The sequence below is a fragment of the Pseudomonas trivialis genome (assembly GCF_036864995.1).
Lineage (GTDB): Bacteria > Pseudomonadota > Gammaproteobacteria > Pseudomonadales > Pseudomonadaceae > Aquipseudomonas > Aquipseudomonas trivialis.
The window spans coordinates 2,457,459-2,479,802 of the sequence record NZ_CP142151.1; the positions used below are offsets into that span (position 1 = coordinate 2,457,459).

Sequence of the window (22,344 nt, forward strand, 5' to 3'; positions counted from 1 at the left end):
GTCTTATGTCCTCTTTTGCTGAAATGATCGAAAACATCACCCCGGACATCTACGAGAGCCTCAAGCTCGCCGTGGAAATCGGCAAATGGTCCGATGGCCGCAAGCTCACCGCCGAGCAGCGCGAACTGTCGCTGCAGGCGATGATCGCCTGGGAGATCCAGAACCTGCCGGAAGACCAGCGCACCGGTTACATGGGCCCGCAGGAATGCGCGTCCAAGTCCGAGACGGTGCCCAATATTCTGTTCAAGTCGGATGCGATCCATTGATTGAAATTGGTCGCGGTGCAGTCAGCAAAATGTCGGCGCAACTCGGTGAGCCGACCGTTCAGTATGCGTTTCGCCTGGGCGATACCGAGGTGCCGGTCAACCCGTTGATCGGCACCCATATCCGCCTGGAGTTTCTCGGCGCCATCCATTGCAGCCACTGCGGGCGCAAGACCAAAACCAGCTTCAGCCAGGGCTATTGCTACCCGTGCATGACCAAACTGGCCCAATGTGACCTGTGCATCATGAGCCCGGAGCGCTGCCATTACGACGCAGGCACCTGCCGTGATCCAGTGTGGGGCGAAACCTTCTGCATGACCGACCATGTGGTGTACCTGGCCAATTCGTCGGGAATCAAGGTCGGCATCACCCGCGCGACCCAGTTGCCGACCCGCTGGCTTGACCAGGGGGCCAGCCAGGCGCTGCCGATCATGCGCGTGGCGACGCGCCAGCAGTCGGGTTTCGTCGAAGACCTGTTCCGCAGCCAGGTGGCCGACAAGACCAACTGGCGCGCCCTGCTCAAGGGTGATGCGCAAACCGTCGACCTCAAACAGGTGCGCGATGAGCTGTTCGCCAGCTGCGCCGAAGGTCTGGTGACGTTGCAGGAACGCTTTGGCCTGCAGGCCATCCAAACCATTGCCGACGTTGAGCCGATCACTATTCGTTACCCGGTCGAGCAGTACCCGACCAAGATCGTCAGCTTCAACCTGGACAAGCACCCGATTGCCGAAGGCACGCTGCTGGGGATCAAGGGCCAATACCTTATCTTCGATACCGGCGTTATCAATATTCGTAAATACACGGCCTACCAGCTCGCCGTGCATCAGTAGAAGGACTCCCAGCATGCGCACCGAACAACCGAAGATGATTTACCTGAAGGACTATCAGGCGCCGGACTACCTGATCGACGAGACGCACCTGACCTTCGAGTTGTTCGAGGACCACAGCCTGGTCCACGCACAGCTGGTGATGCGCCGCAACCCCGAGCGCGGAGCCGGCCTGCCGCCGCTGGTGCTGGACGGGCAACTGCTGGAACTGTTGAGCGTTAACCTGGCCGATCAGGAACTGACCGCCGCTGACTACCAGTTGACCGACAGCCACCTGACCGTGCAGCCAACGAGTGCGACCTTCACCCTCGACACTACGGTCAAGATCCACCCGGAAACCAACACCGCGCTGGAAGGCCTGTACAAGTCCGGCAGCATGTTCTGCACCCAGTGCGAGGCCGAAGGCTTTCGCAAGATCACCTATTACCTAGACCGCCCGGACGTGATGAGCACTTTCACCACCACGGTGATCGCCGAGCAACACCGTTACCCGGTGCTGCTGTCCAACGGCAACCCGATTGCCAGCGGTCCTGGCGAAGACGGCCGGCACTGGGCGACCTGGGAAGACCCGTTCAAGAAACCCGCCTACCTGTTCGCGCTGGTGGCCGGTGACCTGTGGTGCGTCGAAGACAGCTTCACCACCATGACCGCGCGCGAAGTGGCGCTACGCATCTACGTCGAGCCGGAAAATATCGACAAGTGCCAGCACGCCATGACCAGCCTGAAAAAATCCATGCGCTGGGACGAAGAAACCTACGGCCGCGAGTACGATCTCGACATCTTCATGATCGTTGCGGTCAACGATTTCAACATGGGTGCCATGGAGAACAAGGGCCTCAACATCTTCAACTCCAGCGCCGTGCTGGCTCGTGCCGAAACCGCCACCGACGCCGCGCACCAGCGCGTCGAGGCGATCGTCGCTCACGAATACTTCCACAACTGGTCGGGCAACCGCGTCACCTGCCGCGACTGGTTTCAGCTGTCGCTCAAGGAAGGCTTTACCGTGTTCCGTGATTCGGGCTTCTCCGCCGACATGAACTCGGCCACGGTCAAGCGCATCCAGGACGTGGCCTATCTGCGAACCCACCAGTTTGCCGAAGACGCCGGCCCCATGGCCCACGCGGTGCGCCCGGACAGCTTTATCGAGATCTCCAATTTCTACACCCTCACCGTGTACGAAAAGGGTTCGGAAGTGGTCGGCATGATCCACACCCTGCTCGGCGCCGACGGTTTCCGCAAAGGCAGCGACCTGTACTTTGAGCGCCACGATGGCCAGGCGGTGACCTGCGACGATTTCATCAAGGCGATGGAAGACGCCAACGGCGCCGACCTCAGCCAGTTCAAGCGCTGGTACAGCCAGGCCGGTACGCCCCGTCTGGCGGTGAGCGAAGCCTTTGATGCGGTGGCCAATACCTACAGCCTGACGTTCCGCCAGAGCTGCCCGGCAACGCCGGACAAGGTCGAAAAGCTGCCGTTCGTGATTCCGGTGGAGCTGGGCCTGCTGGACGGGAAGGGCGCAGGCATTCCATTGCGCCTGGCGGGCGAAGCAACGGCCGGTGCCACGTCGCGGGTGATTTCGGTGACCGAAGCCGAGCAGACCTTCACCTTTGTCGATATCGCTGAACAGCCGTTGCCTTCGCTGCTGCGTGGGTTCTCGGCGCCGGTGAAGCTGAGCTTCCCGTACAGCCGCGACCAACTGATGTTCCTCATGCAGCACGACAGTGACGGTTTCAACCGCTGGGATGCCGGCCAGCAGCTGTCGGTGCAGGTCTTGCAGGAACTGATCGGCCAGCACCAGGCCGGCCAGGCGTTGAAGCTGGACCAACGCCTGATCGACGCGCTGCGCTCGGTATTGAGTGATGAAAGCCTGGACCAGGCAATGGTCGCCGAAATGCTCTCGCTGCCCGGCGAAGCGTACCTGGCGGAAATCAGCGAAGTGGCCGATGTGGATGCGATCCACGCCGCCCGCGAGTTCGCGCGCAGGCAACTGGCGGATAACCTGTTCGAAGGCCTGTGGCTGCGTTATCAGGCCAATCGCGAGTTGTCCAAGCAGACCCCGTATGTTGCGGCGGCCGAGCACTTCGCCCGGCGCGCGCTGCAGAACATCGCGCTGTCGTACCTGATGCTCAGCGGCAAACCGCAAGTGCTGGCGGCCACCCTCGATCAGTTCGACACCAGCGACAACATGACCGAGCGCCTGACCGCGCTGGCGGTGCTGGTGAACTCGCCCTTCGAGGCAGAGAAGGCCCAGGCGTTGGCGGTGTTCGCCGAGAACTTCAAGGACAACCCGCTGGTCATGGACCAGTGGTTCAGCGTGCAGGCCGCCAGCACCTTGCCGGGCGGACTGACGCGGGTCAAGGCGCTGATGCAGCATCCGGCGTTCACCATCAAGAACCCGAACAAGGTACGCGCCTTGATCGGTGCGTTTGCCGGGCAGAACCTCGTCAACTTCCATGCCGCCGATGGTTCGGGCTACCGTTTCCTTGCGGACCTGGTGATCGAGCTGAACACGTTGAACCCGCAGATCGCCTCGCGCCAGCTGGCGCCGCTGACGCGCTGGCGCAAATATGATGCTGCGCGCCAGGCGCTGATGAAGGCCGAGCTGGAGCGCATTCGTGGTTGCGGTGAGCTGTCCAGCGATGTGTTTGAGGTGGTCAGCAAGAGCCTGGCGTAAATCGATATAGCGCAGGCGAACTCCGAGTGTGGGAGGGGGGTTGCTCCCGATAGCGGTGTATCAGTCAATTGATTTTTGGCTGATCCGGCGCCATAGGGAGCAAGCCCCCTCCCACAGTTGATTGTGGTGTGGTGAGGGCAGGTATCCATGACGTTCGACTCGCCCCTCGCGGCCTACCAGCACGCCATCGCCCAGCAGGGCTTCGTCCCCGACGAAGCCCAGCGCCGGGCGGTCGAGGCGCTGCACGCCTGCCATGAAGCCTTGCACCAGGGCCGCGCACCGATCACCGGCGTCTACCTCTGGGGGCCGGTGGGCCGTGGCAAGACCTGGCTGATGGACCAGTTTTACCAAAGCCTGCGGGTGCCGGCGCGGCGTCAACACTTCCATCACTTCATGGCCTGGGTGCATCAGCGCTCGTTCCAGCTCACCGGCATCCAGGATCCCTTGCAGGCGCTGGCCCGCGAGCTCAGCCAGGCTGTACGGGTGCTGTGCTTCGATGAGTTGTTCGTCAACGACATTGGCGATGCGATCATTCTCGGCCGTCTTTTCCAGGTGATGTTCGAGCACGGCGTGGTGGTGGTATGCACCTCCAATCAGCCACCCGACCAGTTGTATGCCGGTGGCTTCAACCGCGAGCGTTTCCTGCCGGGCATCGCGGCGATCCAGCAGCATATGCAGGTGGTGGCTGTAGACGGCGGCGAGGATCATCGTTTGCACCCAGGCGTGGATGTGCAGCGCTACTGGGTGAATCAGGCCGATGCCCTGGCGGCGGTGTTCGAGACATTGAATGACGGGTCAGCGCTCGGCGGCGGAGCGATCAGCGTAGGGCATCGTTCGATCATGACGGTGCAGGCCAGTGATACGGTGCTGTGGTGCCGCTATACCGACCTGTGCGAGCAACCCCTGGCGTCGATGGACTTCATGCTGTTATGCGATCGTTTCAACGCGATTCTGCTGGGTGAGGTGCCCAACCTCAGCGCACAACAGCGTCCGGGGCGCATTGCCCGAGGCACTGAAGACGCTGCCACGCGCGTGGTAGCGGGGGACCGCGAACTGCCGCAGTTGTCGGTGCACGATGATAGCGTGCGTCGCTTCATCGCGTTGGTGGATGAGTGCTATGACCGCAAGGTGCCGCTGTTCATAGAGGCCAGGGTGCCGCTGCAAAGCCTGTACACGGAGGGTTATCTGGCGTTCCCATTTCGACGGACCCTGAGCCGACTGCAGGAGATGCAATGGCAGCGTTTTGGTCTGTGACAGACTTTTCGCTGTGCAAGCTTCGCTTATTCGTACATGCCTTTGTAGTAAATCTCCTTCATCCGCTGCTGACTCCGCGCTTACAATCGATGCCCTCAAAGGGAGTTGATTCCCTTGCTGTCGTGATCGAGGAAGCTGATGGATACCCCTGACATCCTGGTGCTACAAGCCAGTTACACCAATCCGGTGCACGCCGAGGCGATTGCGCTGGTGCTCAACCATTACGCCGAACACCCCATGGGCGGGGGGCACAGCCTGCCCGCCGACCTTGTTCAGCAACTGCCGGCCGAACTGGCCAAGCGCCCTTACGCTTTCAGTGTGCTGGCGTTTGTGGGAGGCGAGCCTGCCGGTCTGGTCAATTGTTTTGAAGGGTTTTCCACCTTTGCCTGCCGCCCGCTGGTCAACGTCCACGATGTGGCGGTGATGGAGGCGTTTCGCGGCCTGGGGTTGAGCCAGAAGATGCTGCAAAAGGTCGAGGAAATCGCGCGCCAGCGCGGCTGTTGCAAGATTACTTTGGAAGTGCTGGAAGGCAATGAAGTGGCACAGTCGGCCTATCGAAAGTTTGGGTTCGATGATTCGGTGTTTGATCCGGCCAATGGCCGCATGCTGTTCTGGCATAAACCGCTTTAATAAGTAATCGGCAAAAAAAGGGCGCCATTAAATGGCGCCCAATAAACCGTTTACCAAAGGAGCACAATGATAACGGGTGGTGCAGATTAACGAAGCGTTAAATTAACTGTTTGGCTGCTGCTGTTCGTCGGTATCGGCCTTTAATGTCTTGCCTTCAGCGGAAGCGGTTTGTTCGTTAGTGCCGTGGGTCTTTTGTTGCATAAAGGTGAAGTCCTTGTAGAACTGCTTCGAACGCTCCGAGCCACCTTCTGCAAAGGCGGCGGCGGAAGCCAGGGTCATCAGGCTGGCAAGCATCAAGGTCGAGAGTTTCATGGCAGTATTCCCATTAAGAGTGATCGTTGTTCGTTCGCTCCCCGAGCGAACTCATGGGGCGATTGTGGGGCGATCCTATTAAGTGGAAATTAACGCAAGAAACATTCAGTGATAACAACTTTGTTAACGTTGCAGGCGCGGGCCTCAGAGTTTCCAGTCCATCGCCAGTGTAATCGAGCGTGGGTCGCCCCAGAAGACTCCGTTATAAAAGCCGACGCGCTCATAGTACTTTTTATCGAATAAATTATTGACGTTAAGCGACGCCGAAACATGTTCGTTGAACTGGTAGCGGGACATCAGGTTCACCAGCGAGTAAGCCTGCTGAGTGATCTTCGCTCGTGTGGTGATGGGATTGCCCTTGGCGTCGCGCTCGCCGGTCGGCCTGTTGCCCCAGGCATAGGTTTCGCTCTGCCAGTTGAAGGCGCCGCCCACTGTCAACTGGCGCCACGCGCCTGGCAGCCGATATGCACTCGACAGCCGCAGCAGGTTCAGCGGTTGCTCGATGTTGTTGCGTTGGTCTTTGCCGTTCACGGAGTGGGTGTAGGTGTAGCCCGCCGTGACATTCCAGTCGGGCATCACTTCACCGGCCAGCTCCACTTCAAACCCGCGCACCTTGTTGCCCTTGCCGCCTGATTTGTAGAACGACTCTCCCGTCCTTGGGTCCGGCGCCACTGAGTCGTCCAGCTCCGCAACGTTGTCCTGGGTACTCCAGAAATAGGCGGTGGCAAGGTTCAGGCGCTCATTGAGCAGGCTGCCCTTGAGGCCTACCTCATAATTGCTGCCGACCACGGGCTCCAGGTATTTTCTGCCGGCATCGCGTCTGTCCTGCGGTTTGAAGATATCGGTGTAGCTCGCGTAGACGGTGTAGGCCGGGGTCAGGTCGTAAAGCAGGCCGGCGTAGGGCGTCCACATATCGTTGTGGACCTGGTGGGTTTTGTCGGACTTGATCCATTGATTGTCGAGGTCGTACTGGGGGGTGGAGTTTTCGATTTCCCAACTGCCGTATCGGCTGCCCAGTACCGCGTGCATGCGGTCAGTAAGGCTCAGTCGTGTGGCCAGGTAGCCAGCTTTCTGCTCCTTGCGGCTGTGTTCACCCTTGAGCCCGGTGGTGACATCGGCAAACTTGCCGATGCCGCCCATGTGCTTCCAGTCTTCGATGGTGCGGTAGCCGTCGGGCAGTACATCGCGCTGATGCGGCGAAGCGTCCCTTTGCTGTGACTGGCCGTAGCCCATCATCAGTTCATGCTGACGCCCCAGCAACGAATAGGCACCGGAAAGGTTGAAGTCGAACACGTCCATCCTGGAGGTGCCGACCATGCGGCTGGCCCAGGCGCCCATGCCGCTGCGGTCCGCATTCGGGAAGCCCGTGCCGCCGTAATACACCTTGCCGTCGGTATCGCTCTGTCGATGGGTGTAGGCGGCTTTCAGGCGCCAGTCCCCGCCCAGTTTGTGATCGAGGGTGGTGAACATTGTTTTGTCGGTCAGCGGCCAGGAGCTCCAGTGCGCGGCCATGTTGGTGGAGCGTGACAGCCCGGCCTTGCCGCCCTGGCTGTTCCAGTAAGGCACCGTGCCCCAGGAGGTGCCTTGCACCTGTTTGTCCTGATAGTCATAGCCCACCGCAAGCACGGTGTCTTCACTCAGGTCGCCTTCGAGAATGCCGTAACCCACCACGCGCTGAAGCTTGTAGTTGTCGCGGTGCGATTGACTGTCGCGGTAGGCCAGCACGCCGCGCCCGCGCAGCCTGCCGTCAAACGCCAAGGGGCCGCCCACGTCCACGTAGCTGTGGTAGTTGTCATAACTGCCGGCACTGAGCCCGGTTTTAGCCTGCCATTGGCCGGTCGGCCGCTTGCGCACCATATTGACGGTGGCCGACGGGTCGCCCGCGCCCGTGGTCAAGCCGGTGGCACCGCGCACCACTTCGATACGGTCATAAATGATGGTGTCGGCGTCGGACTTCATGAAGCCGAAGGTATTGAGCATCCCGTCGACCTGGAAGTTGGTGATGCCGTAGCCGCGAGCAGAGTACGCCGCCCGATCCGAGTCGTTGTGCTGCACCACGACGCCGGTGGTCTGGCGCAAGGCCTCGGTAAGGGTGTTGAGGTTGAAGTCGTCCATCTGCTGGCGGGTGACCACCGAGACCGATTGCGGGGTCTCCTTGATGGACAGGTTCAGGCGCGTGGCAGTGCTCATGGCGCCGGTGGTGTAGGCCCCGGTGTGTTCGGTATCGGCGCCCAGGCCTTCAGCAGTGATGCTGGTGGCGGCGAGTTCGAGTGCCGTGGAAGACGCGTGCTCGGGATCGGTTTCAGCCATGAGCTCAGGGCTGAGCACGCTGCCGAAGAGGCCGAGGGTGAGGGTAATGGAACGGGTGAAGGGCGAAAGCATTGCGGCAGACTCCTTTTTTCTTTGTAGCCTTTTCGATAAAAAAGGCCTTGGCTCAAAGACGAAAGGAGTCGCGCAACTTTAGGCTTAAACGAGAACGATTGTTATCTTCTTGTTTCAGAGGCTACTTGAGTACCACCTCGTTCGGTTCGATCTTCTTCGGCTTGATCAGGCTGAAGTCGATCAAGCCCTTCTGTTTGGTCTCGTAAGGATTGCCGATCATCAGCGGACGCGGCTTGAAGCTGTCACTCACCAGGCTTCGACTGCGGTCCCACTCGTCGAAGCTCAACCCGGCCAGATCGGCCCAGGTGTGAATCAACTGCGAGCTGCTGTAAGGGCGTTGCAGGTCGCCGGCAAAACTCCAGTCGTGGCTTTCGCGCCATTTGGGCGAGGCGTAGGCCATGAACGGGATGGTGTACATCGGCGCGGTCGGCTTGGCTTCGTTACGGCCCAGGGTGCTGTGACCGACGGAGTCGAACACGTCTTCGCCGTGGTCCGACAGGTACAGCAAAAAGCCGTTGGGATCGCTCTTGGCGTAGTCCTTGATCAGGCTCGACACCACGAAATCGTTGTATAGCACCGCGTTGTCGTAGCTGTTGTAGGTTGGCAACTGCGCATCACTGACGCCCTTGGGTACGCCCTGGCGGTCGGTGAACTTGTCGAAGCTCGGCGGGTAGCGGTACTGGTAGCTCATGTGCGTGCCCAACAGGTGCACCACGATGAACTTGCGCTCGGCGCCGTCGGCCAGGGCCTTGGCGAAGGGAGCCAGCACGTCGCCGTCGTACTGGCGGGCGTTCTGGTTGCGATTATTGTTGAGGTACACCTGCTCGTCGGCCTGTTCGGAAAAGGTCGTAAGCATGGTGTTGCGCTTGGTCATGGTCTGCTGGTTGGTGATCCAGTAGGTCTTGTAGCCGGCCTGTTTCATCACGCTGACAATCGACGGAGTCTTGAGGTACAGGTCGGGGTTCTCTTCGTCGGCGAACGTCAGCACCTGTTGCAGCGCCTCGATGGTGTAGGGGCGCGGGGTGATGACGTTGTCGAACACTGCCAGTTGATCACGCAACTTGTCGAGCTCCGGCGTGGTGTTGCGCGGGTAGCCGTAGAGGCTCATGCGCTGGCGGTTGGTCGACTCGCCGATGACCAGCACCAGGGTCGATGGCTGGCCGGCGTTGTTATCCTTGAGGTTCTTCAGGGGCGGGATCTGGCTGGCGCTGGTGAGCATGCCCTGCATGTTGTCCAGCTGTTCGGTGTAGCGACGGTAGGCGACGATCATCTGCCACGGCACGGCCGGCTCGATGCGGGTTTCGAAACGGTCGATGGCCTGTTCCATGGTGTCGCTGGTGGCGATCTGCTTGACCAGCGGGTAACCGACCACGGCCAGCACGATGGCGGCAGCGGCCAGCATCGACTGCCCGCGCGGCATGTACACCGGGCGCAGGCGGGTCCACAGGAACACGGCGAAGGCGGTGTGGGCGATAAACGCCAGCACGATCCACCAGGCGAAATATTGGGTCGCGTATTCGCCGGCTTCAGAGATGTTCGACTCGAACATGATGAAGATGACGCTCTGGGAAAATTCCTGCTGGTAAATGAAGAAATAACCCAGGCTGGCCATGGAGCATGCCCACAGCACCACGCCGATCAAGGCTGCCAGCAAGCGCGTGCGGCGCGGGAACAGCAGCATCGGCGCCAGCCACAGCGCACTCATGAAGAAGGCCTGGCGAAACCCACTGAAACCAGACGTGCCGGTCAGCTGGATCAGCAGTTGGGTAATACCCGAGAAGTACCAGAAGAACAGGAACAGCCAACCGAAGCCGGCCCAATCAAAGCCTTTCGCAGACGCAGTGCTGCGCTTGAACATCGCCATCCAACGCTCCAACCCAATTATTTTCAGCCGGCGCGCAGGAACGCGAGCCAACAGAGGCCGCCCTTGCATGGGGTGGCCCTTCGGGCGGGGAGTATCGGGGAGAGAGTGTGAAAACTTTGTCAGCGACCTGTAAGCATTATCTTACAGGGCGGATCAGCAGAGCGCGGGGCGGGCGCCTGAGGTCTGTTCGAGCTGGCCTTGCAGGTGCGAGCGCAGACGCAGGACTTCCTGCTGCAGTTGATCGCGTTCGTCCTTCAACTGGCGCAATTCATCGCGACGGATGCTGACGTAAAGAGTCTGTGGAGGACGGGTCATCTGTGCTGTGCTCATTGCTTGCCTCGCAAATAGCCGGTAGATCGCGGTGCCGGAACGCAGAATTGGAGTTCTCGGCATCAGTCGGAAGCAATTCTGAATTCTTTTTCACACCAAGGGAACTTTTTTATTTTTGACGGTCGTGTGACTTTTGCTGCAGTGATGGTGAAACGATGGCAACTTTTTTAGCATGAAACTCCCGCTATCCGCTCTGGACTAACCCTCATTAGCCTCATTGCGCTATAAACTATGTCACACATTTTTTAGCAGTTAGGAGCATCAGCACATGCAACTGGGGATTATTGGACTAGGCCGCATGGGCGGTAACATTGCGCGGCGCCTGATGCTCAATGGGCATACCACCGTTGTTTATGACCGTAACGAAGCATTCGTCAAAGGCTTGAGCGAGGAGGGCGCCACCGGCGTCGCCGACTTGAAAGCCCTGGTGGCCGGGCTGCAGAAGCCTCGCGCCGTGTGGGTCATGTTGCCGGCAGGCGACCCGACCGAAGACACTATCAACGCGTTGAGCGAGCTGCTGGAAGACGGTGACGTGATCATCGACGGCGGCAACACCAACTACAAGGACGACGTACGCCGCGGCAAGGCCCTGGCAGAAAAGGGCCTGCACTATGTGGACGTCGGCACCTCCGGCGGCGTCTGGGGCCTGGAGCGCGGCTACTGCATGATGATCGGCGGCGACGTCGAGACCGTGCAGCGCCTCGACCCGATCTTCAAGAGCCTGGCCCCAGGCGTTGGCAGCATCCCGCGTACCAGGGACCGTTCCGCCAGCGCCGACCCGCGCGCCGAGCACGGCTACATCCACGCCGGGCCTGCGGGCGCCGGGCATTTCGTCAAGATGATTCACAACGGCATCGAGTACGGGATGATGCAGGCGTTCGCTGAAGGCTTTGACATCCTCAAGACCAAGAACTCGGACAATCTGCCCCAGGATCAGCGCTTTGATCTCAATGTGGCTGACATCGCCGAAGTCTGGCGCCGAGGCAGCGTGGTGTCGTCGTGGTTGCTGGACCTGACCGCCGACGCGCTGGCCACTGACCCGAAACTCGACGGTTACTCCGGTTCCGTCGCCGACAGTGGCGAAGGCCGCTGGACCATCGAAGCCGCCATGGAGCAGGCCGTTCCGGTTCCGGTGCTATCCACCTCGCTGTTCGCACGCTTCCGTTCGCGTCAGCAAAGCACCTACGGTGACAAAATGCTCTCTGCCATGCGCTTCGGCTTTGGCGGTCACGTGGAGACTTCCAAAAAATGACCGCCAACGGCAAGAAACCAGAGGCCGAGCCCGCACCGCCCACCACGCTGTTCCTGTTCGGCGCCCATGGCGACCTGGTCAAGCGCCTGCTGATGCCGGCGCTCTACAACCTCAGCCGTGATGGTTTGCTGGGCGATGGCCTGCGCATTGTCGGCGTCGATCACAACGCCATCAGCGACGCCGACTTCGCCAAGAAGCTCGAAGATTTCATTCGCACCGAAGCCGCGAGCAAGGTCAAGGGCAATGCCGAGCATGCCCTCGACCCCGAGTTGTGGGCGCAGTTGGTCAAGGGCATCAGCTATGTCGAGGGCGACTTTCTCGACGACAGCACCTACGCCGACATCGGCAAGAAGATCGCCGAAAGCGGCACCGGCAACGCGGTGTTCTACCTGGCCACCGCGCCGCGCTTCTTCAGTGAAGTGGTGCAGCGCCTGGGCAGTGCCGGTTTGTTGACGGAAACCGACGAGAGCTTCCGCCGCGTGGTCATCGAGAAGCCGTTCGGCTCCGACCTGGCTACCGCCGAAGCGCTGAACGCGTGCCTGCTCAAGGTGATGAGCGAGAAGCAGATCTATCGCATCGACCATTACCTGGGCAAGGAGACGGTGCAGAACATTCTGATCAGCCGTTTCTCCAACGTACTGTTCGAGGCGTTCTGGAACAACCATTACATCGACCACGTGCAAATCACCGCCGCCGAAACCGTCGGCGTGGAAACCCGGGGTAATTTCTTCGAGAAAACCGGCACCCTGCGCGACATGGTGCCTAATCACCTGTTCCAGTTGCTGGCGATGGTCGCCATGGAACCGCCGGCGGCCTTCGGTGCCGACGCGGTGCGGGGTGAGAAGGCCAAGGTGATCGGCGCCGTGCGGCCCTGGTCGCTTGAAGATGCGCGGGCCAACTCGGTGCGCGGGCAGTACACCGCCGGCGAAATCGGCGGCAAGTCACTGCCCGGCTATCGCGAAGAAGCCAACGTGGCCCCCGACAGCAGCACCGAGACGTTTGTCGCCCTCAAGGTGATGATCGACAACTGGCGCTGGGTCGGCGTGCCGTTTTACCTGCGCACCGGCAAGCGCATGAGCGTGCGTGACACCGAAATCGTGATCTGCTTCAAGCCTGCGCCCTACGCACAGTTTCGCGACACCGATGTGGACGAACTCAAGCCCACTTACCTGAAAATCCAGATCCAGCCCAACGAGGGCATGTGGTTCGACCTGCTGGCGAAAAAGCCCGGGCCGACCCTGGACATGGCCAACATCCAGCTGGGCTTTGCCTACAAGGACTTCTTCGAGATGCAGCCGTCGACCGGGTACGAAACCCTGATCTACGACTGCATGACCGGGGACCAGACGTTGTTCCAGCGGGCTGACAACATCGAAAACGGCTGGCGAGCGGTGCAGCCGTTTCTTGATGCGTGGCAGCAGGACGACGGGATCCAGGCCTACAAGGCGGGCGAGGACGGCCCGGCCGCCTCCGATGCATTGCTGGCGCGCGACGGTCGCACCTGGCACAGCCTCGGATGAGTGACGCAGCGATCCATCCCATCCGTTTTATCCTGAGTGACGTGGACGGCACCTTGTTGCATCCGGACCACCGCCTCAGCCAGCGCACCGCCGATGCGGTGCGGGCATTGCGCGAGGCCGGGGTGTTTTTCAGCCTGGCCAGCGGGCGACCGCCCAAGGCCATGCATCACCTGATCGAGACCTTCGGCATCGATGTGCCGGTGGCGGGCTTCAACGGTGGCACCCTGATCAACCCCGATGGCAGCATACTGGTTGCCCACCATCTGCCGGCGGAGGCGGCGCTGATTGCCCTGGCGCTGTTCTCGGCCGAGCCGGACGTGGAAGTCTGGATGTTCGCCGACGGGGACTGGTTGCGACGTGATCCGCCGGGGCCTATGGAACCGCGCGAGGCTGCAGGGCTGGGCTATGGCCCAATCGTGGTGGAGAGCTTCGAGCCGTATCTGGATCGGGTCGACAAGATTGTCGCGGCCAGCAACAACACCCGGTTGCTGGTGGAGCTGGAAGCGCAGTTGCATCCCAAGGTGGAAGGCCTGGCTCAGGTGTCGCGTTCGCAGCCGATCTACCTGGATGTGACGGCGATGCTGGCCAACAAGGGCGAGGCCTTGAAGACCCTGGCGGCGCATCTTGGGGTGCCGCTTGCGCAGACCGCCGCCATCGGCGACGGCGGCAATGATCCGGCGATGTTTCATGTGGCGGGGTTGTCGATTGCGATGGGCCAGGCCGAAGAAACCGTCAAGCACCAGGCCACTGTCGTCACCGGCAGCAATCTGGAAGATGGCGCGGCAGAGGCGTTCGAACGCTTCATTCTCGCACCGCACGCACGTTCTTAAAGGCCCAACTCAAACGGGCGATCACTGTTCGCAGTGATCGCCCGTCAGGTTCATCGCCTTACTTGGGCATTGCCCAGGATTGCAACTGATAGCCATGCTCGTCGAGTTCGGCGCGTGCCTGCAACAGCAGATCTTCCAGTTGCGCAGGGTCGGTATAGGCGCTCGACGACAGCTGCTTGCTGCCGATGCGGGTGTTGGTGCGGTCGATGACGCTCAGGCTGAGGGCGCCAACGCCATCATGCCAGGCCACGCACTGAAAGGGCTGGAAGGCACGGTCTGCGATCAAAAGAGCTTCGTTGATGCGGAGCGGGGCGTTCATGTGGGTCTTCTCTCTGTATGCCCATTCAAGTCAGCACCGGCGGTTGGGCTGACCGTGCGGTGGGTTACTTGTACTGATGCACGATGCCCGGGTACGGGTCACATACTGACGCAATTAATTTTCAACGCTTGATCTGCGGATGGAGAGGGTGGCTTTTTGCCCGCACTTATAGCGAAATGTTACATGGCGCTCGTCAATAAATTGATAGTGTGTCGGCCAGGCGTCACAAATCCTTGTTTATAAATAAATTTAACAATTTTGACGCCAAGGAATAGTCATGATTGTTACACCTGTCCCGCGACGCTTGCTTGTGGTTGACCCCTGTGATGATTGTCACGGCCTGCTGCCCGGTTTACGCACCGCTGGCTGGGACGTGGATAGCTGTGCATTGGAAACGGTAGGGGACCGTTCCTGTGATATCGGCTTGCTGCGTTTGCAGCCGTATCATCTGGAGCGCCCCGAGGCAGTCAAGGAGCTGATCAGCCGCAGTGGCACCGAGTGGATTGCCGTGCTCGATCAGGACGTACTGCGCCTGCAGAACGTCGGTGACTTCGTCTGTGAATGGTTTTTCGACTTCCATACCCTGCCGTTCGATGTGTCGCGGGTTCAGATCATTCTCGGCCGCGCATTCGGCATGGCGCGCCTGCGCGGCAAGGGCAATACGCCGGTGGACGGGCCCGAACACGAATTGCTCGGTGACAGCCGGTCGATCCGCGAGCTGCGCAAGTTGCTGTCGAAGTTGGCGCCCACCGAGTCACCGGTGCTGATTCGCGGTGACAGCGGCACCGGCAAGGAGCTGGTCGCCAAGACCCTGCACCGCCAATCCCAGCGCCATGCCAGGCCGTTCGTGGCGATCAACTGCGGTGCCATTCCCGAGCACCTGATCCAGTCCGAACTGTTCGGCCATGAAAAGGGGGCGTTTACCGGCGCCCATCAGCGCAAGATCGGCCGCATCGAAGCCGCGAATGGCGGCACCCTGTTTCTCGATGAGATCGGCGACCTGCCGATGGAGCTGCAAGCGAACCTGCTGCGCTTTCTCCAGGAAAAACAGGTCGAACGCGTCGGCGGCAGTCAGCCGATCCCGGTGGATGTGCGGGTATTGGCGGCGACCCACGTCGACCTCGAAGCGGCGGTGGCCAAGGGCACCTTTCGCGAAGACCTTTATTACCGCCTGAATGTACTGCAAGTGGTGACCGCGCCCCTGCGCGAGCGGCACGGTGACGTCGCGATGCTGGCCAACCACTTTTCACGCTTCTACAGCCAGGAAACCGGCCGCCGCCCGCGCAGCTTCAGCGAAGACGCGCTGGTTGCCATGGGGCAGCATCCCTGGCCGGGCAACGTGCGTGAACTGGCCAACCGCGTACGCCGCGGGCTGGTGCTGGCCGAAGGACGCCAGATCGAGGCCACCGACCTGGGCTTGCTGGGCAAGCGGGCCGTGTCACCACCCATGGCCACACTGGAAGACTACAAGCACCGCGCCGAACGCCAGGCGTTGTGCGACGTGCTCAACCGACACAGCGATAACCTGAGCATCGCGGCCCGCGTGCTGGGCATCTCCCGGCCCACGTTCTACCGGTTATTGCACAAGCATCAGATTCGCTAGGACGAGCTCACTCCAAGGCCAAACCCTGAGACTTGCGGGCTTGTCGCTGGTGAAGGGGTTGTTATGGTGAATGGGCTTTTGTGGCGAGCGGGCTTGCCCCGCGTTGGGGTGCGAAGTAGCCCCAAAACCATGCGCTGCGCAGTGTCAGTTACACCGCGCTTCCTTTATTGGGGGCGCTTCGCACCCCAACGCGGGGCAAGCCCGCTCGCCACAACAACCCATTCACCACAAAAGCCCGCACCCAAGGACGCGTTGGGCAATCAGAAGTAATACGGAAATTTCAGGCTGAACGTAAAGTCCGGCGCATCGTCCGTCATGCCGATCGCGAGGTTCGGCACGATGGTCAGGTTGTCCGACGCCGCAATCGTCATGCCCACGTTGAAATAGCCGGCGTTGGCATCGCTGGACACCACCGACTGCCAATCCTGTCCGCTCTGCTTGACCTTGCTTTTGCGCTGTATCACGTCGGACACCGAGAACGACATGCTCATCTTTTCGTTCAGCGCGAACGCAACGCCCGCGCCAAACTGGAAGCTGTCGCCCAGTTGGATCTTGCCGGGGACTTTCTGGTTGACGTTGGGGCTGATGTCGCTGAACGAGTCCTCGAAGTTGTGGGTGTATGACAGCGAACCGAACAGCACCGCCGGGTCGAAGGTCTTGACCAGCGAGATGCCCGGCGTCACCGACCACACGCCGTTGCCGGTCGGCAGGCTCTCCGGGATGGCGAGGTTGTCGTTGCCCGGTTTCGGGATCAGCTTGATGCCGTACGGGTCTGCCCCGGTCGGGGCCTTGACCCGCACCGACACGACCGCATCGGGCAGGTGCGCGCTCTCGTCGAGAAACTTGTACGAGACGCCGACGTTGACGTCGCCAATGGTCGGGTCGCGGGTTACCGAGCCTTCCGACATGGCGGTAGAGCTGCCGCCGGCACCGCCTGACTGATAAGTGGACTCGCGGTACACCACCGGCACGTTCACGTCGAACTGCCAGCGGTTGTCCAGGTTGTAGCGCCCGGTCAGGTCCAGGGTCCAGCTGTCGGACTTGATACGGTCCAGGTTGATATTGCCGAGGAAGATCGAATCCAGCGCGAGAAAGCCGTTGAGGGACAACTGGCGTGCATCGTAGCGCGCGTAGGTGATGCCGGTTTCCAGACTGAACCTGCCGTTGCCGAAAAAACCACTGGCTTCGTTGTACAGGTTGCTCACACTTTGCGCCGGGGCCGAGTCGTCCTTGAGGTTTTGCCCGTAGGAACTGCCGCCGCCCGCGCCGCCGGAGGCCGCCGCCGCGCCCACGCCCGGCGTATGGCCGGCTACGGTGGTGCCGCCTTTCTGGAAGTCGGCAGGGGATTTAGCCAGGCGTTTGGGGGCGGGTGTTGCGGGTTGATCTTCTACTTGCCTTACACGTTGTTCCAGTACGGCCAGTGCTTTTTGCTGCACTTCATAGCGTTGCTTGAGTTCCAGCAGTTCCTGTTTCAGCGTTTCGATATCAGCGTCCGGTGCGGCATAAAGCACGGAGGCGGGCAGGAGCGTACTCAAACAAACCACGGCACGTAACGATACAGATCGATGCATGAAATAGGCCGTCCCATTTTTGGTGCGAAAGTGTCGAAGGCTCAGCGTAGTTCAATAACCGGAGGGGCGAAGGCCCTTGAGTTGATCCAGATTGAGGTTCTGCGTGACGTTGTTGAAACCGTTGTTGCCCATGACCACATTGAGTTGGGTCAGGTTGTTGACCGCATTGCCGTTGCCTTGAATGACGGTGCCTTGCAACACGTTGCCGGCGCCGATCTGCTGCACGACATTGCCCTGGTTGTTGCTGGCCTGGAGGGCCATTTGCAACCCGCCATTATTGGCGCTCACCGTCACCTGGCCTGCGGCCGTGCCACCGGTAATCGGCTGGCCAGCCAGCAGCGCCTGTCCGGACTGCGCGTAGTTGGCCGGGGCCAGGCCGTTTTTGCTCACATTGATGTCCACGCCGTTGGTGGCAGCGTTGCCATCCCCGGCTGCGCGAACGCTTTGCACCACGCCCTGGCCACTACCCAGGCCCGCGCCACCGACGACTGTGCCGCTACCTTCTGGTTGCTTGATTACACCCGTGCCATCGTTGCCGGATATCTGCACATAAAATTGCGGGGTGACGGTGGACGCGCTGACCTGCATGGCCGCGCTGCCGGTCACGGTGGCGCCGGCGGCATTGGTCCAGGTGCTGCTCATGACGATGCCAAAGCTGATGATGCGCCCCGGCATCACGTAACGCCCGCGCAGGTCGGCCATTTCCGCGTCCTTAAGCTCTATCGGCTTGAACGCGGAGGACGCATGCACCGGTGCAGAGGCGGCCAGGCAGATGACCGTCAACCAACGGAAAGTGTTCATCGTGTGCTCCTGGAGCGTCCTGCCCCTTATTGCGCTTCTAGAAGAAGTCGCTCTGGATAAAACCGAATTCCATCAATTCGCTGTCACGTACCGGGCTGAACGCGTTGAACTGGTTCCTGGCGGTCAGCGGCACGCGCGGGGTGAGAAGGGCGTTGGTCTTGTCATAGCCTTCACCGATCACGGCGAACACGATGCCATTCCAGCCCTTGACGAAATCGTCCCTGGCGTAGCGCTTGTTGCCCAGCACCGGATCGCCGATGTACACCCACTCCTTGTCGGCCCGCTGCAACACCACAAAATGCTTGTAGCCGCGAATTTCCAGCAGGACCACCACCGGCACCTTCACGGTGATCAATACGTCAGGGGCGATGCGATAGCCCTTGGCGCGCATGTTGATGCTTTCCAGGTAGCGCTTCATGTCGAGCATCGAAAAGCCCTGGGTGCGCACCAGGTCCTGGTCGGCGTTGACCAGCATGCCCTTGATGATGTGGTCTTCATCCACGTCCATCCAATAGGCCTGGCGCAGGATGGTGGCCAGTGCGGCGGCGCCGCAGCTGAAATCGGTTTTCTGTTCCACCAGGTTGGCGAACTTGCGCTCGCGGATGCTCTCGACCTTTTTGTACACCACCGCACCGTTGGGCATGACGACCGCCATTTGCCCCGCCCAGGTCGGGCCGGTGAGTGTGAACAGAAGGAGAAAGACAACACGGCGCATGATCAGGTGACCTGTTGGACACTGGAATGAAAGGGGCCTTGTTGCCAAGGCCCGATCTGCATCAGAAGCGAGTGATTGCTACGTTGTTCTGACCCTGGTTGTTGCTGCCCGACAGTACGTTGGAGTTCGATACGCCGGAGCTGTAGTTCAGCGAGTTGTTCACGCTGGCGTTGTTGGTAACCACCGATTTGGCGCCCCAGCCATGGCCGCTGCTCAGGTTCACGGTCAGGTTGCTCGACACATCCTGCACGCCGGATACAACGGCTGCGCCGCTATCGCCATTGCCGGAGGCGATGGCAACGCTGTTGCTGCCCTGGTTGGAGGTGCCGCTGGCTGCGTTCAACTGAATCACGCCGGAAGCGTTGTTGCCGCTGCTGTTGAGCGAGGCATTGTTTTGCGAGCCGCCGTTGATTGCCAGGTTGCCGCCGTTGGATTGCGCGGTGCCGGTGCTGGCGAACACGAAGTCAGCATCGCCGGAAACGATGGCCACGTCGTTCTTGCCCTGGTTGTTGTCACCGCTCAGCACGTTGCCGTTGGCCACGCCGCTGATGTGGTTGTAGGAGTCGGTGGTCGACGCGTTGTTTTCGGTTTTGTCGTTGAGTACGGTGTTGCCCTTGTTGTTCTGGCCGTCAACGGTGGTTGCGGCAGCGGTGGTAGGCGCGTGGTAACCGCCTGCCTGTGCTGCAACAGCCATGAGGGCAGCGAGAGCGAAAGCCAGTGGTTTGAGGGCTGTAGTGGTTTTCATGGTGTATCTCCTTGCTTCTAATTAGTGGTTTAAGTGTTGATACGGTCCATCAGGCGACTCAGCTCCATCAGTTGAGTCGCACGTTCAGGGTGTTAGCCACTCGGTTCCCCACCCCGGCGCTCTGGTTGACCTGTACCACTCCACGGCTGCCGGTGAAGGCCTGGTCGCTGGTAACGACCTGGCGGCTGCCAGTGGTAGAGGTCAATCCCGAGTCTGTTGCAAGCGCAACGGTCTGTTGCGACATGACGCTGTCGTCGATGCTTTGCGGGCCAGTGGTCAGGCTGACGCGCACGGCATTGATCATCTGGTTCTGGGCCCCGGCCGACTGATTGACGCTCAGTGCACCGTTGCCATGGCTGAAAGCGTTGCCCTGAATTGCGGTGCTGGCACTCAGGGAGCGGTCGGCGGCGGCGCCGCTGATTTTTTGCGTGACGGAAAGCGTGGCCTGGGCGTTATGACCCACGGCGATGGCGAGGTTGTTGCTCAGCTGTTGCTGGTCGCCGGCAGCCTGGTTGATCGAAACCACGCCGTTGTACTGCTTGCCCGAGTTATCGATGCTGGCGTTGTTGCCGGTCGTGTCGGCCATGGCTGCCGAGCAGCCCAGCACGGCGAGAAGCATCCAGAGATGATTCATTTGATCGCTCCGCCGATCATGCCGCCCAGGTTGTTCAGCGGTGCGAGACCGCGTGAGACCGCGCCGTTGACCGTTCCCGAGATGCCAGCGCTGCCGCCGCCCTGGCCCGTCGCGCTGGCGGCACCCAGGCTGTTACCGGCCCCGATGGCGTTCAACCCGTTCAGGTCGCCATTGGGCATGACGCTGCGGGTAACGCTCGAACCGCTGCTGATGCCAGCGATGTCGTGGTCGCTGAGCTCGTTGGTGACGGCGCGTATTTGCCCGGTCGGGTTGGCATTGGCGGTAATGGGGTAGGGGTCGGTGCCGCGTGCACGGCCAATGGCATAAGGTTGCACCTGACGCTCGATCACGATCACTCCATCATTCGCCGCCAGTACTGGCAGGCTCACGACGGCACTCAGTGCGCAGCCGATCAGCAGGAGGCTCAGTGAGCCAGGATTGTGTGTGTCCACGGTGGCAGTCCTTAGTCGTCGCGCTGACCCTAAACAGCGCTGACAGACGTAGAGCAGAAGGCGTGCCGCTTTTTATTTAATGTTTATATTCAAAAGCTTAGAGTTTATTGTGGGCAAAATGATGGCCATGCTGTTTCAGGCATGAGACAGCGTTGGGGTGATGACGCAGAGCCAGTACCGCCTGTGAGCTGTCTCAAGAATGAAACACTGCCAAGGGCAAAACCATGACTGCGCTCAAGACGGGCGATTGCAGGCAGGGAAGTGTTTCAAAAATGGACACCTCAGGCCCAGGCGGGCCCGCAACGGCTGGCAAAAAGGCTCAGCCCTTGGGTGCTTTACGCGGGATGGAGTTAAGTACGGGATTGCCGTCCTGGTTCTGGGTCAGGTAGACCGGCAGCACCTTGGGCAGGGAAGGGATGAGGTTGTTGACCTCATTGATGTTGTAGATGCCGCCGATGCGAATCGCCCCGGTGGGCGTGTCGGCCAGCATTACCGGCTTGCTCAGGTAGCGGTTGATCAAGGGCAGCGCATCGGCCAGGGCCAGGTTGTCGAGTACCAGCTTGCCCTGGCGCCAGGCCAGCGCCGAGTCAGCGGGGTTGATCGCGCGGACCCTGGGTGTTGCATCGCCATGCCGATAGCTGGCCTGCATTCCAGAGGTCAGCGGCACGCTGCCGTGCACCGTGTCGCTGGAAATCTGCACCGAGCCTTCGAGCAACATCACCCGTACCTGGTCCTCATACTTCCATACGTTGAACTGAGTGCCCGTCACGCGCACACGGCCGTCGCCGGCCCACACGATAAACGGGTGGGCGCTGTCATGGCTGACCTTGAAAAACGCCTCGCCCCTGTTCAAGGTCAGTCGACGCTGGTCTTTATAGTTGGCGTAGACCAGTTGCGTGCCCAGGTTCATTTCCACGTGGCTGCCATCACCCAGGGTGACCACACGTGTGCCATTGCTTGCATCGAAGCGTTCATAGGCGTTGGGCAGCCAGCCGGCTTCCCAACCGGTGAACGCTGCCAGCGGCAAGGCTACCAGGCAAATCGCAGCGGCGACCGCATAGGTGCGCAGCCGGCTGCGCGGTTTGAACGGCACTACGACAGGCGGGGTTTCAGGGCGGGGCAGATGCTCGGCAACGTCCCAAATCTCCAGCATGGCCGCGTATTCAAAGGCGTGCAGCGGATGAGCGTCATGCCAGCGCTGGAAAGCCTGGCGCTCGGCGCCGGTGCAGTCGGCCGCATGCAAGCGCATGCACCAATTCGCCGCGGCGTCGGTGATGGCGTCATATTCTGCTTCTGAAACGGAATTTTCGCTCATTGACTCATCCTGATTTCGCACATTCTAACCTCCCCGAGCGGACCGCGAGAA

At 60.7% G+C, this 22,344-nt stretch carries 21 protein-coding genes; 9 read left to right on the forward strand and 12 right to left on the reverse strand.

What is annotated here, in order from left to right:
* Nucleotides 1–5: 5 nt before the first annotated feature.
* The 5 genes from VRB54_RS10820 to VRB54_RS10840 all read left to right on the forward strand — a co-directional run bounded on the left by VRB54_RS10820 (nucleotide 6) and on the right by VRB54_RS10840 (nucleotide 5,648).
* Entirely contained in the window at nucleotides 6–266 is a 261-nt protein-coding gene (locus VRB54_RS10820; RefSeq protein WP_057009342.1) for a YeaC family protein, read from the forward strand.
* Nucleotides 263–1,093 carry a DUF2797 domain-containing protein gene (locus VRB54_RS10825; protein WP_338480801.1) on the forward strand — a complete coding sequence of 277 codons (831 nt, stop codon included), beginning with the start codon at nucleotides 263–265 and terminating at the stop codon, nucleotides 1,091–1,093. The genes VRB54_RS10820 and VRB54_RS10825 overlap by 4 nt, the downstream gene beginning before the upstream one ends.
* A 13-nt stretch (nucleotides 1,094–1,106) precedes the next feature.
* Nucleotides 1,107–3,764, forward strand: a complete 2,658-nt coding sequence (gene pepN / locus VRB54_RS10830) for an aminopeptidase N (protein WP_338480802.1) — start codon at nucleotides 1,107–1,109, stop codon at nucleotides 3,762–3,764.
* Nucleotides 3,765–3,911: 147 nt separating this feature from the next.
* Nucleotides 3,912–5,018, forward strand: a complete 1,107-nt coding sequence (zapE, locus tag VRB54_RS10835) for a cell division protein ZapE (RefSeq protein ID WP_338480803.1) — start codon at nucleotides 3,912–3,914, stop codon at nucleotides 5,016–5,018.
* 138 nt (nucleotides 5,019–5,156) lie between these two features.
* The gene (locus VRB54_RS10840) at nucleotides 5,157–5,648 is read left to right on the forward strand and encodes a GNAT family N-acetyltransferase (RefSeq protein WP_338480804.1); all 492 of its coding nucleotides are present in this window, start codon (nucleotides 5,157–5,159) and stop codon (nucleotides 5,646–5,648) included.
* 102 nt (nucleotides 5,649–5,750) lie between these two features.
* On the opposite strand, the gene VRB54_RS10845 is transcribed toward VRB54_RS10840, so the two are convergent.
* The 4 genes from VRB54_RS10845 to VRB54_RS10860 all read right to left on the reverse strand — a co-directional run bounded on the left by VRB54_RS10845 (nucleotide 5,751) and on the right by VRB54_RS10860 (nucleotide 10,536).
* Nucleotides 5,751–5,960: a hypothetical protein gene (locus tag VRB54_RS10845; protein ID WP_338480806.1), complete on the reverse strand. Its 210-nt coding sequence runs from the start codon at nucleotides 5,958–5,960 to the stop codon at nucleotides 5,751–5,753.
* Between the two features lie 144 nt (nucleotides 5,961–6,104).
* On the reverse strand, nucleotides 6,105–8,342 hold the full coding sequence (locus VRB54_RS10850) for a TonB-dependent siderophore receptor (protein WP_338480807.1): 2,238 nt from the start codon (nucleotides 8,340–8,342) through the stop codon (nucleotides 6,105–6,107).
* A 121-nt stretch (nucleotides 8,343–8,463) separates the two neighbouring features.
* Complete coding sequence (locus VRB54_RS10855) at nucleotides 8,464–10,206, reverse strand: phosphoethanolamine transferase CptA (RefSeq protein ID WP_209981554.1); 1,743 nt, start codon at nucleotides 10,204–10,206, stop codon at nucleotides 8,464–8,466.
* Between the two features lie 153 nt (nucleotides 10,207–10,359).
* Entirely contained in the window at nucleotides 10,360–10,536 is a 177-nt protein-coding gene (locus VRB54_RS10860) for a DUF6026 family protein (protein ID WP_338480808.1), read from the reverse strand.
* Nucleotides 10,537–10,804: 268 nt separating this feature from the next.
* Here VRB54_RS10860 and gnd point away from each other — a divergent pair, with 268 nt between their 5' ends.
* Genes gnd through VRB54_RS10875 form a run of 3 tightly spaced genes read left to right on the forward strand, consistent with a single transcriptional unit; the run spans nucleotide 10,805 to nucleotide 14,138 of the window.
* The gene (gene gnd, locus VRB54_RS10865) at nucleotides 10,805–11,788 is read left to right on the forward strand and encodes a phosphogluconate dehydrogenase (NAD(+)-dependent, decarboxylating) (protein ID WP_209981556.1); all 984 of its coding nucleotides are present in this window, start codon (nucleotides 10,805–10,807) and stop codon (nucleotides 11,786–11,788) included.
* Nucleotides 11,785–13,308: a glucose-6-phosphate dehydrogenase gene (gene zwf, locus VRB54_RS10870; RefSeq protein ID WP_338480810.1), complete on the forward strand. Its 1,524-nt coding sequence runs from the start codon at nucleotides 11,785–11,787 to the stop codon at nucleotides 13,306–13,308. Before gnd ends, zwf begins: the two co-directional genes overlap by 4 nt.
* Nucleotides 13,305–14,138, forward strand: coding sequence for a Cof-type HAD-IIB family hydrolase (locus VRB54_RS10875; protein ID WP_338480812.1), 834 nt, complete (start codon nucleotides 13,305–13,307; stop codon nucleotides 14,136–14,138). Before zwf ends, VRB54_RS10875 begins: the two co-directional genes overlap by 4 nt.
* 58 nt (nucleotides 14,139–14,196) lie before the next feature.
* Here the strand turns inward: VRB54_RS10875 and VRB54_RS10880 are convergent, their stop codons facing one another.
* Nucleotides 14,197–14,457, reverse strand: coding sequence for a hypothetical protein (locus VRB54_RS10880; RefSeq protein ID WP_209981562.1), 261 nt, complete (start codon nucleotides 14,455–14,457; stop codon nucleotides 14,197–14,199).
* Between the two features lie 277 nt (nucleotides 14,458–14,734).
* Here VRB54_RS10880 and VRB54_RS10885 point away from each other — a divergent pair, with 277 nt between their 5' ends.
* Nucleotides 14,735–16,060 (forward strand): sigma-54 dependent transcriptional regulator, encoded by a 1,326-nt coding sequence (locus tag VRB54_RS10885; protein ID WP_338480814.1) that lies wholly within the window; start codon nucleotides 14,735–14,737, stop codon nucleotides 16,058–16,060.
* Between the two features lie 260 nt (nucleotides 16,061–16,320).
* Here VRB54_RS10885 and VRB54_RS10890 read toward each other — a convergent pair whose 3' ends face one another.
* The 7 genes from VRB54_RS10890 to VRB54_RS10920 form a co-directional block, all read right to left on the reverse strand.
* Nucleotides 16,321–17,631, reverse strand: coding sequence for a hypothetical protein (locus tag VRB54_RS10890; protein ID WP_338480816.1), 1,311 nt, complete (start codon nucleotides 17,629–17,631; stop codon nucleotides 16,321–16,323).
* 51 nt (nucleotides 17,632–17,682) lie between these two features.
* Nucleotides 17,683–18,432 (reverse strand): hypothetical protein, encoded by a 750-nt coding sequence (locus tag VRB54_RS10895; protein ID WP_338480817.1) that lies wholly within the window; start codon nucleotides 18,430–18,432, stop codon nucleotides 17,683–17,685.
* A gap of 37 nt (nucleotides 18,433–18,469) precedes the next feature.
* Entirely contained in the window at nucleotides 18,470–19,147 is a 678-nt protein-coding gene (locus VRB54_RS10900) for a C39 family peptidase (protein WP_422396085.1), read from the reverse strand.
* Between the two features lie 61 nt (nucleotides 19,148–19,208).
* Nucleotides 19,209–19,892 carry a heme utilization protein gene (locus tag VRB54_RS10905; RefSeq protein ID WP_338480819.1) on the reverse strand — a complete coding sequence of 228 codons (684 nt, stop codon included), beginning with the start codon at nucleotides 19,890–19,892 and terminating at the stop codon, nucleotides 19,209–19,211.
* Nucleotides 19,893–19,959: 67 nt separating this feature from the next.
* Nucleotides 19,960–20,526 carry an adhesin gene (locus tag VRB54_RS10910; protein WP_338480821.1) on the reverse strand — a complete coding sequence of 189 codons (567 nt, stop codon included), beginning with the start codon at nucleotides 20,524–20,526 and terminating at the stop codon, nucleotides 19,960–19,962.
* Complete coding sequence (locus tag VRB54_RS10915) at nucleotides 20,523–20,978, reverse strand: hypothetical protein (protein WP_338480823.1); 456 nt, start codon at nucleotides 20,976–20,978, stop codon at nucleotides 20,523–20,525. The genes VRB54_RS10910 and VRB54_RS10915 overlap by 4 nt, the downstream gene beginning before the upstream one ends.
* Nucleotides 20,979–21,297: 319 nt before the next feature.
* Nucleotides 21,298–22,293, reverse strand: coding sequence for a FecR family protein (locus VRB54_RS10920; RefSeq protein ID WP_338480825.1), 996 nt, complete (start codon nucleotides 22,291–22,293; stop codon nucleotides 21,298–21,300).
* Nucleotides 22,294–22,344 lie beyond the last annotated feature (51 nt).